The following is a 9657-nucleotide window of genomic DNA, read 5'->3' on the forward strand; positions in this document are numbered from 1 at the left end:
ACGCGCGCCACCGTGGCGTGTCGCACGTGGCCGTGAAGAAGGCCATCGACACCGGACGGATCACCGCACTGCCGGACGGCACGATTGATCCGGATGCGGCGGACGCGCAGTGGGCACAAAACACATTGCAGCCACGCCGGGCCGCTGTGTCGGAAAAGGTCAGTCCGCCGAAGGCGCGGCCCACAACCGGGGACGTACCGCCGCAACGCGATGCGCCCGAACCCGGCGCACCGCCGCTGTCAGCGGGTGGCACGTCGCTGTTGCAAGCACGCACGGTCAACGAAGTGCTCAAGGCCCAGCTCAACAAGGTGGAGCTGGCGCACCGCAAGAAGGAACTGGTGGATCGGGCGCAGGCCGTGGCCCACGTTTTCAAGCAGGCGCGCATCGAGCGCGATGCGTGGCTCAACTGGCCCGCACGCATCTCCGGGCAGATGGCCTCCGCGCTCGGCGTCGATGCGCACCAGATGCACGTCGCGCTGGAAGCTGCCGTGCGCGAGCATCTGATCGAACTGGGCGAACTGCGCCCGCGTGTGGATTGATGATGGACGATTACGAAGGTGTGCAGGAGATCGAGCGCGCGTGGCGTGATGGCCTGACGCCCGATCCGCTACTGACGGTTTCGGAATGGTCGGATCGGCACCGGATGCTGTCCAGCAAGGCGTCCGCCGAACCGGGCCGCTGGCGCACCGCTCGCACGCCGTATCTGAAGGCCATCATGGATTGCCTGTCACCTACCTCGCCGGTCGAGCGTGTGGTGTTCATGAAGGCGGCGCAGCTCGGCGCGACCGAGATGGGCAGCAACTGGATCGGCTACGTCATCCACCACGCGCCGGGGCCGATGATGGCCGTCTGGCCAACGGTGGAGATGGCCAAGCGCAATTCCAAGCAGCGCATCGATCCGCTGATTGAGGAGTCGGCGGCGCTGGCGGAACTGATCGCTCCGGCGCGCTCGCGGGATTCGGGCAACACGATTCTGGCGAAGGAGTTTCGCGGTGGCGTGCTGGTGATGACGGGCGCGAACAGTGCCGTCGGTCTGCGCTCGATGCCGGTGCGCTATCTGTTCCTCGACGAGGTGGACGGTTATCCGCTGGACGTCGAGGGCGAAGGCGATGCGATCTCGCTGGCCGAAGCGCGCACGCGCACCTTCGCGCGCAGGAAGATTTTCATCGTGTCGACGCCGACGATCTCGGGCGCGTCGGCCATCGAGCGCGAGTACGAGGCCAGCGACCAACGTCGCTACTTCGTGCCGTGCCCGCACTGCTCGCACCGGCAGTGGCTGCGCTTCGAGCAGCTGCGCTGGGACAAGGGTTCGCCGGAAACGGCGGCCTACGTCTGCGAGTCCTGCGACACCGCGATTGCCGAGCACCACAAGACGTGGATGCTGGAGCACGGCGAGTGGCGGGCGATGGCCCAGGATGGCGGTGTCAAGACGGCAGGCTTTCACCTGTCGTCGCTGTACAGCCCGGTGGGCTGGCGCGCGTGGCGCGACATCGCGGCCGCGTGGGAAGCGGCGGTCAACAAGGAATCGGGGTCGGCAGCCGCGATCAAGACCTTCAAGAACACCGAGCTGGGCGAGACCTGGGTCGAGGAAGGCGAAGCGCCCGACTGGCAACGGCTGGTCGAGCGCCGCGAGGACTATCGCATCGGCAGCGTGCCGCTGGGCGGTCTGCTGCTGGTGGGCGCAGCTGACGTGCAGAAGGATCGCATCGAAGCCTCGGTCTGGGCGTTCGGGCGTGGCAAGGAATCGTGGCTCATCGAGCACCGCGTGCTGATGGGTGACACCGCCCGCGACACGGTGTGGAAAGCTCTGGCCGCGATGTTGGCTGAACAGTGGACACACGCTTGCGGAGCGCAGATGCCGCTGGCCCGCTTCGCGCTCGACACCGGCTTTGCCACGCAGGAAGCCTACGCCTTCGTGCGTGCTTGCCACGACCCGCGCGTGATGGCGGTCAAGGGTGTGGCGCGCGGCGCGGCGCTGATCGGCACACCGACCGCCATCGATGTCTCGCAGGGCGGCAAGAAGCTGCGCCGGGGCATCAAGGTGTACTCGGTGGCGGGCGGCATCGCCAAGCTGGAGTTCTACAACAACCTGCGCAAGAGCGCCGATGTCAGCGAGGACGGACTGACCCCGGTGTTTCCTGCTGGGTTCGTCCACCTGCCCAAGATCGACGCCGAGTTCGTCCAGCAACTCTGCGCCGAGCAGTTGATCACCCGCCGCGACCGCAACGGCTTCCCCGTGCGCGAGTGGCAGAAGATGCGCGAGCGCAATGAGGCGCTGGACTGCTACGTCTACGCCCGCGCCGCCGCGTCCAGCGCGGGGCTGGATCGCTTCGAGGAACGCCACTGGCGCGAACTGGAGCGACAGATCGGGGTAGCACCCCCACCGGATGAGCCACCGCCCATCCACGACATCGAATTGAACGAGGCCACCCCCAGCGGTGGCCTCGCTGTTTCTGGCAACCGCAACACCGGCAGGCGCGTCATCAAGAGCCGCTGGCTGACGAGATGAGGACACCGTGACCTACACCAACGCACAACTCAAAACGCTCAGGAAGGCCTTGGCCACCGGCGAACGCCGCGTGAGCTTCGGCGACAAGACGGTCGAGTACCGCAGCATCGAAGAACTGCAGGCCGCCATCCGCACTGTCGAGGCCGAAATCGCGCGCAGCACCGGTGTGCCTGCGAAGCGCCAGATCCGCGTCACGACGGCGAAGGGGTTCTGATGGCTTGGTACTCCAAAATTCGCAGTCTGTTCGGCCAGCCACCCGTCCACGAAGCCGCAGGCCGTGGCCGCCGCGCGCTGGCGTGGATGCCCGGCAACCCCGGCGCGGTGGCGGCGATGCTGGCCACCAGCACCGAACTGCGCATCAAGAGCCGCGACCTCGTGCGCCGCAATGCGTGGGCGCAGGCAGGCATCGAAGCCTTCGTCGCCAACGCGGTCGGCACGGGCATCAAGCCGCAGAGCCTGTCTCAGGATGAGCGCTTCAAGACCGCCGTGCAGGCGCTGTGGCGCGATTGGGTCGAGGAAGCCGACGCGGCAGGCCAGACCGATTTCTACGGCCTGCAGGCGCTGGCCTGCCGGGCGATGCTCGAAGGCGGCGAGTGCCTGATCCGGCTGCGGCCACGTCGCCCGGAGGATGGCCTCTCGGTGCCCTTGCAGTTGCAACTGCTGGAGCCGGAGCACCTGCCGATCTCGCTCAACACCGATCTCCCGTCCGGCAACACGGTGCGCTCGGGCATCGAGTTCGACGCGATGGGGCGGCGCGTGGCCTACCACCTGTACCGCTCGCATCCCGAGGATGGCGGTCTGGCCCCGATGTCCGGCCACGGCGGCATGGACACGGTGCGCATCCCCGCCGCCGAAATCATCCACCTCTACCGCGTGCTGCGCCCGGGCCAGATCAGGGGCGAGCCGTGGTTGTCGCGGGCGCTGGTCAAGCTCAACGAACTGGATCAGTACGACGACGCCGAGCTGGTGCGCAAGAAAACCGCCGCGATGTTCGCGGGTTTCGTGACCCGTCAGAACCCCGAGGACAACCTGATGGGCGAAGGCGCGGCGGACGCCGACGGCATCTCGCTCGCCGGACTGGAGCCGGGCACGCTGCAGATTCTCGAACCCGGCGAGGACATCAAGTTCTCCGACCCCGCCGACGTGGGCGGTTCGTACTCCGAGTTCCTGCGCACGCAGTTCCGCGCCGTCGCCGCCGCCATCGGCATCACCTACGAGCAGTTGACCGGCGATCTGACTGGCGTGAACTACTCGTCCATCCGCGCCGGGATGCTGGAGTTCCGCCGCCGCTGCGAGATGGTGCAGCACGGCGTGCTGGTGCATCAGCTGTGCCGTCCGGTGTGGGCAGCGTGGATGAAGCAGGCCGTGCTGGCCGGGGCGCTGGACGCGCCGGGCTTCGCGCGTGGCGGGCCTGCGCGCCGTCGCCAGTACCAGCAGGCGAAGTGGGTGCCGCAGGGCTGGCAGTGGGTCGATCCGGAGAAGGAATTCAAGGCGATGTTGCTGGCGATCCGTGCGGGCCTGATGTCGCGCTCGGAAGCCATCTCGGCAAACGGCTACGACGCCGAGGACATCGACCGCGAGATCGCCGCCGACAACCAGCGCGCCGACGATCTCGGGCTGATCTTCGACTCCGACGCCCGCTACACGACGCGGGACGGCTCCATCGCCAAATCCAGCCGCGACGCGCTCGCGCCCGATGACACCGGCGTCGGCGCGCCGGGCTGACCGCCTGATTTTTTCCGAGGGAATCCCATGACCGTTCTGCCACATCTGGCGGCGCGCCTCTTTGGCGTGCCGCTGGCGATCCATCGCCCGAAACTCGACATCATCCTCTCCGTGCTCGGCGCGCGCGTCGGTATCACCGACATGGCCGCGCCTGCGGACTACGCGCCGCCTGTGCGCCAGCCGACGCCCGCGACCAGCAAGGTCGCCGTCATCCCGATCCACGGCACGCTGGTACGCCGCACCTCCGGCCTCGAAGCCGCATCGGGCCTTGCCAGCTACACCGACATCGCGGCGCAGATCGACGCGGCTCTGGCCAGCCCCGATGTCGCCGCCATCCTGCTCGACGTCGACTCTCCCGGTGGCGAGTCGGGCGGCGTGTTCGATCTGGCCGACCGCATCCGTGCGGCGGCGCAGGTCAAGCCCGTATGGGCGGTGGCCAACGACATCGCGTTCTCGGCGGCCTACGCGCTGGCGTCCGCCGCCAGCCGCGTGTTCGTCGCACGCACCGGCGGCGTCGGCTCGATTGGCGTCATCGCCATGCACGTCGACCAGTCGGTGAAGGACGCGAAGGACGGCCTTCATTACACCGCCGTGTTTGCGGGCGAACGCAAGAACGACCTCAACCCGCACGAGCCGATTTCTGACGTAGCGCACGCCGTCCTCAAGGCCGAGGTGGATCGCATCTACGGCCTGTTCGTCGAGACAGTCGCGCGCCATCGCGGCCTCGATGCCGACGCCGTGCGTGCCACCGAAGCGGGCTTGTTCTTCGGCGAATCCGCCATAGCTGCGGGTCTGGCCGATGCCGTCGGCAGCTTCGACGAGGCGCTGGCGCAACTGCTCGCATCCCTTTCCCCCAACCCGACTCCGGTGGCCCTGGCCACGCGGGCGGGCTTTTCCTGTAACCACCCCAAGGAGTCATTGATGAATGATCGAACCGACACCGCTGCTCTTGATCGGCCTCTTGTTGATCCTGCTGGCAGTTCTGCTCAACCGCCCGCCGCCGCCACGCTGAGCGCCGCCGATGCCATCGAGATCGCGCAGACCTGCACGCTCGCCGGTCGCGCCGACCTGATCGCGGGCTTCCTCGAAACCAACACCGCGCCCGCCACGGTGCGCAGCCGACTGCTCGCGGCGCAGGCCGAGGCCAGTCCGGAGATCTCCAGCCGCATCGCGCCCGACGCCGCGCGCCCTCCGGCCAGCAATCCACTGATCGATGCGGCCAAACAACTTGCGGCGCAGTCCGCCAAGAAGGAGATCTGACATGCCCACCCTCGTCGAACCGCTGAATCTGGGCGATCTGCTCAAGTACGAAGCGCCCAACCTGTACTCGCGCGACCGCATCACCGTCGCCTCCGGCCAGAACCTGCCACTGGGTACGGTGCTGGGCCTGGTCACCGCCAGCGGCAAATACAAGCAGATCGACCCGTCCGCAGAGGACGGCACGCAGGTCGCCGCCGCCGTGCTGCTGCAAGCCTGCGACGCGACGCTCGCCGACCGCGATGACGGCCTCGTCGTCGCGCGCCACTCCATCGTCGCCGACCACGCGCTCGCGTGGCCCGACGCCATCACCAACGCCGAAAAACTCGCCGCCGTCGCGCAACTGAAGGCGCTGGGCGTGCTCGTCCGTCAAGGAGCCTGACCATGAACAACCCCTTCAGCAATCCCGCGTTCTCGATGACGGCGCTGACCGCCGCCATCAACATCCTGCCCAACCGCTACGGGCGTCTGGAAGAGTTGAACCTGATGCCCGCCAAGCCGGTGCGCCAGCGCCAGATCGTCGTCGAGGAAATGAACGGCGTGCTCAACCTGTTGCCCACGCTGCCGCCGGGCTCGCCCGGCACGGTGGGCAAGCGCGGCAAGCGCAACCTGCGCTCCTTCGTCGTGCCGCACATCCCGCACGACGACGTGGTGCTGCCGGAAGAAGTGCAAGGCATCCGTGCCTTCGGCTCGGAAACCGAAACCGAGACGGTCGCGGGCGTCATCGCACGCCATCTGGAGACGATGCGCAACAAGCACGCCATCACGCTGGAACACCTGCGCATGGGCGCGCTCAAGGGCGTGATCCTCGACGCCGACGGCTCGGAACTGGTCGATCTGTTCGACGCCTTCGAGATCACGCCGCAGTCGGTGTCCTTCGAGCTGGGCACGGCGGGTACCAACGTCAAGGCCAAGTGCGGCACGGTGCTCTCCACCATCGAGGACAACCTCAAGGGCGAGTTCATGAACGGCGTCCACTGCCTGTGCTCGCCGGAGTTCTTCGCCGCGCTCACCGGCCACGCGAAGGTCGAGAAGGCGTTCGAGAACTGGCAGAACGGCGCGATCCTCATCAACGACATCCGGCGCGGCTTCACCTACGGCGGCATCACCTTCGAGGAGTACCGGGGTCAGGCCACCGATGCGAATGGCACCGTGCGCCGCTTCATCGCCGCAGGCGAGGCCCATGCCTTCCCGCTGGGCACCATCGACACCTTCGGCACCTACTTCGCTCCGGCGGACTTCAACGAGACCGTCAACACGGTGGGCCAGCCGCTCTACGCCAAGCAGGAGCCGCGCAAGTTCGACCGGGGCACCGATCTGCACACGCAGTCCAACCCGCTGCCGATGTGCCACCGCCCCGGCGTGCTGGTAAAGCTGACGGTGTCGTGATGGGCCTCGTCGAACAGGTCTACAGCGCCGCCGCGAACGCGGGCCTGACGGTGCGCTGCCGGTGGTTTCCTGCCGGTAGCGGGTCTGCCCAGACCCGGCAGGTCGGGTTTTCCGCGCCGGACGACACCGCACTCGACGGCCTGACCCTGAACACCGACTACGCGATCACCTATCCGGCGTCGGTGTTCGTTGGGCTGGCCGTGCGCGATGCGGTGGAAGTCGATGGCGTGGCCTATCAGGTGCGGGATGTCCGGGCGCTGGCCGACGGCACCGAGATGCGCGCCAAGCTCACGAGGCTTTGACCGATGGCCGCCAACTCGATCCGCGAACAGATTCTGCTCGCGGTGCTCGATGCTGTCCGCACGTCGGTGGAAACGCTCGGGGCCACGCTGCACCGTTCGCCCACGGTGGCCATCAGCCGGGAGCAATGCCCGGCGCTGGTGGTGTTCCCCGAGTCCGAATCCATCACCGAACGCGCCAACGACCGCGTCACGCGCGTGCTGACCGTTCGCATCGTCGCGCTCGCCCGCGCCGTACCGCCCGCCATTCCCGAAACCGAAGCCGACCGGCTGCTCACCGCAGCCCACGCCGCGCTGCTGGCCGACCGGAATCTGGACGGTCTGGCGCTGGGCATCCGCGAGCAGGAATGCGAGTGGGACATCGAGGACGCCGACGCAGTGGCCGCTGCCATTCCCGCGCGCTACGCGATCACCTACCGGACGCTCGACACCGATCTTTCAACCAAGGGATGACACCCATGACTTCCATCGTTCTGACCCAAGCGCACACCCACGCGGGCAAGCCCCACAAGGCAGGCGACCGGCTCGACGTGGATGGCAGCAGCGCCGACTGGCTCATTGCCAATGGCATTGCCCGCCGCGACCGTCAGCCCAACCCTGCGCCGCAGCCGGAAGGCGACGGCACGCCCATCGAACCCAAACCCATCACCACCCACCGCAAGGAGTCCAAATCATGAGCACCTACGCCAGTTTTCAGGGGCGCGTTTTCCTCGGCAAGCGCGACATCGACGGTCTGCCCACCGAAGTGCGCTCGCCCGGCAACGTCGCGGAGTTGAAGCTCTCGCTCAAGACCGACGTGCTGGAGCACTACGAAAGCCAGACCGGCCAGCGTTCGCTGGATCACCGGATGGTCAAGCAGAAATCGGCCACGGTGAATCTCACCATCGAGGAGTTCACCAAGGAAAACCTCGCCCTGGCGCTGTACGGCAACCACGTCACCGGCAGCACCGGCACGGTCACGGCGGAACCCATCGGTGGCGCGACGCCGGTCGTGGGCGACCGCTACTTCCTCGCCCACCCCAAGGTGTCGGCGCTGGTGGTGACCGATTCGGCAGGCACGCCCGCCACGCTGACCGCAGGCACGCACTACACGGCAGACACCGACTTCGGTGCCCTCCAGTTTCTGGATACCACCGGCTTCACCGCACCGTTCCGTGCGGCCTACAGCTACGGCGTCGCCACCGAGATCGGCATCTTCACGCAGTCGGTGCCGGAGCGGTATCTGCGTCTGGAAGGCATCAACACCGCGCAGGGCAACGCCAAGGTGCTGGTCGAGCTGTACCGCGTGGCCTTCGATCCCTTGAAGGAAATCTCCTTCATCTCGGACGAGTACAACAAGTTCGAGCTGGAAGGCTCGCTGCTGGCCGACACCACCAAACCCTATGACGCGGTGCTCGGCCAGTTCGGCCGCATCGTGCAACTGTGATGGAGGCGAGCATGAGCGATCTGGACAAGCTCGTTCCGCAGGCCTTCGAGATCACGCTGGCTGGGGAATCCGTCAGCGTGAAGCCGCTGAAGGTCGGGCAGATGCCTGCCTTCCTGCGCGCCATCACGCCGGTGATGCAGCAGATCGGTGGCGATGGCATCGATTGGCTGGCGCTGTTCGGCGAGCGAGGCGACGACCTGCTGACGGCGGTGGCCATCGCCGTCGGCAAGCCGCGTGCGTGGGTCGATGACCTGGCCGCCGACGAGGCGATTCTGCTGGTGGCGAAGGTGATCGAGGTGAACGCGGATTTTTTTACCCGGACGGTGATGCCGCGCCTGAACGTGGAGATGGGCGGCCTGTTCGCGCAGGCGAGCACGGCGGTGACGGTGGCAACTGGTTCGACACCGTCCAGCACCTGATCGCCCACGGCCACCGGCTGCCGGACATCCTCGACTACACCCTGGCGCAGGTGCGCGGCTTTGCCGCCGCCACCGTGCGCGAGGACGCCGCCCGCGACGCGCGGCTGCTGTCGCTGATCGCCATCGGCGCTCGCGGCGACGCCCGCCACCTCGACCAGACCCTCGACAGGCTCACCGATCAGGCAACCCGCCATGCGCATCTCCGTTCGCATCGATAGCAAGGCCGCGCAGGCGCAGTTGCGCCGCTGGGGCGGCGAGTTCCGCGACAAGGTCAAGAAGGCGGTCGCACGCGGCATTGCCAGCGAGGCCGCCGAGCTGAAGCAGGACGTGCGCAGCCACGTCGCGGGTCAGATGACGGTGGTCAAGAAATCCTTCGTCAAGGGCTTCACCGCCAAGGTGCTCGACAAGGACAAGAACCGGCTGCCCGCGCTCTACGTCGGCTCGCGCATCCCGTGGTCGGGCATCCACGAGCGTGGCGGCGTGATCGGCGGCCGGATGCTGATCCCGCTGCACGGGCGCGTGGGCCGCAAGCGCTTCAAGGCGCAGATCGCCGAGCTGATGCGCGGCGGCAATGCCTACTTCATCAAGAACGCCAAGGGGAACATCGTGCTGATGGCCGAGAACATCAAGGAA

Annotated in this window: 14 protein-coding genes; all 14 read left to right on the top strand. The window is 67.3% G+C overall.

Annotated features, from left to right (window positions below; translation table 11 throughout):
* On the top strand, positions 1 to 539 hold a 539-nt coding region (locus tag Q0654_RS17100; RefSeq protein ID WP_298856121.1), incomplete at its 5' end, for an elements of external origin.
* Positions 540 to 541: 2 nt separating this feature from the next.
* Positions 542 to 2509: a phage terminase large subunit family protein gene (locus tag Q0654_RS17105; RefSeq protein ID WP_298856123.1), complete on the top strand. Its 1968-nt coding sequence runs from the start codon at positions 542 to 544 to the stop codon at positions 2507 to 2509.
* A 7-nt stretch (positions 2510 to 2516) separates the two neighbouring features.
* Positions 2517 to 2723, top strand: a complete 207-nt coding sequence (locus Q0654_RS17110) for a hypothetical protein (RefSeq protein ID WP_298856125.1) — start codon at positions 2517 to 2519, stop codon at positions 2721 to 2723.
* Positions 2723 to 4234 carry a phage portal protein gene (locus tag Q0654_RS17115; protein ID WP_298856127.1) on the top strand — a complete coding sequence of 504 codons (1512 nt, stop codon included), beginning with the start codon at positions 2723 to 2725 and terminating at the stop codon, positions 4232 to 4234. The genes Q0654_RS17110 and Q0654_RS17115 overlap by 1 nt, the downstream gene beginning before the upstream one ends.
* Positions 4235 to 4261: 27 nt before the next feature.
* Positions 4262 to 5494, top strand: coding sequence for a S49 family peptidase (locus Q0654_RS17120; protein WP_298856128.1), 1233 nt, complete (start codon positions 4262 to 4264; stop codon positions 5492 to 5494).
* 1 nt (position 5495) lies between these two features.
* Positions 5496 to 5873 carry a head decoration protein gene (locus Q0654_RS17125; protein ID WP_298856130.1) on the top strand — a complete coding sequence of 126 codons (378 nt, stop codon included), beginning with the start codon at positions 5496 to 5498 and terminating at the stop codon, positions 5871 to 5873.
* A gap of 2 nt (positions 5874 to 5875) precedes the next feature.
* Positions 5876 to 6880 (top strand): major capsid protein, encoded by a 1005-nt coding sequence (locus Q0654_RS17130; RefSeq protein ID WP_298856133.1) that lies wholly within the window; start codon positions 5876 to 5878, stop codon positions 6878 to 6880.
* Positions 6880 to 7182, top strand: coding sequence for a hypothetical protein (locus Q0654_RS17135; RefSeq protein ID WP_298856134.1), 303 nt, complete (start codon positions 6880 to 6882; stop codon positions 7180 to 7182). Before Q0654_RS17130 ends, Q0654_RS17135 begins: the two co-directional genes overlap by 1 nt.
* Positions 7183 to 7185: 3 nt before the next feature.
* Positions 7186 to 7632 carry a hypothetical protein gene (locus tag Q0654_RS17140; RefSeq protein ID WP_298856136.1) on the top strand — a complete coding sequence of 149 codons (447 nt, stop codon included), beginning with the start codon at positions 7186 to 7188 and terminating at the stop codon, positions 7630 to 7632.
* Between the two features lie 5 nt (positions 7633 to 7637).
* Positions 7638 to 7856 (top strand): hypothetical protein, encoded by a 219-nt coding sequence (locus Q0654_RS17145; protein ID WP_298856138.1) that lies wholly within the window; start codon positions 7638 to 7640, stop codon positions 7854 to 7856.
* On the top strand, positions 7853 to 8605 hold the full coding sequence (locus tag Q0654_RS17150; RefSeq protein ID WP_298856140.1) for a hypothetical protein: 753 nt from the start codon (positions 7853 to 7855) through the stop codon (positions 8603 to 8605). Before Q0654_RS17145 ends, Q0654_RS17150 begins: the two co-directional genes overlap by 4 nt.
* Before the next feature lie 11 nt (positions 8606 to 8616).
* Positions 8617 to 9024: a hypothetical protein gene (locus tag Q0654_RS17155; RefSeq protein WP_298856142.1), complete on the top strand. Its 408-nt coding sequence runs from the start codon at positions 8617 to 8619 to the stop codon at positions 9022 to 9024.
* A 50-nt stretch (positions 9025 to 9074) separates the two neighbouring features.
* Positions 9075 to 9242 carry a hypothetical protein gene (locus tag Q0654_RS17160; protein WP_298856143.1) on the top strand — a complete coding sequence of 56 codons (168 nt, stop codon included), beginning with the start codon at positions 9075 to 9077 and terminating at the stop codon, positions 9240 to 9242.
* A partial coding sequence (locus Q0654_RS17165) for a DUF6441 family protein (RefSeq protein WP_298856145.1) occupies positions 9217 to 9657 on the top strand: 441 nt, incomplete at its 3' end. The genes Q0654_RS17160 and Q0654_RS17165, both read left to right, overlap by 26 nt.

This window comes from uncultured Aquimonas sp. (assembly GCF_937888285.1).
In the GTDB taxonomy this organism is placed as follows: domain Bacteria; phylum Pseudomonadota; class Gammaproteobacteria; order Xanthomonadales; family Xanthomonadaceae; genus Aquimonas.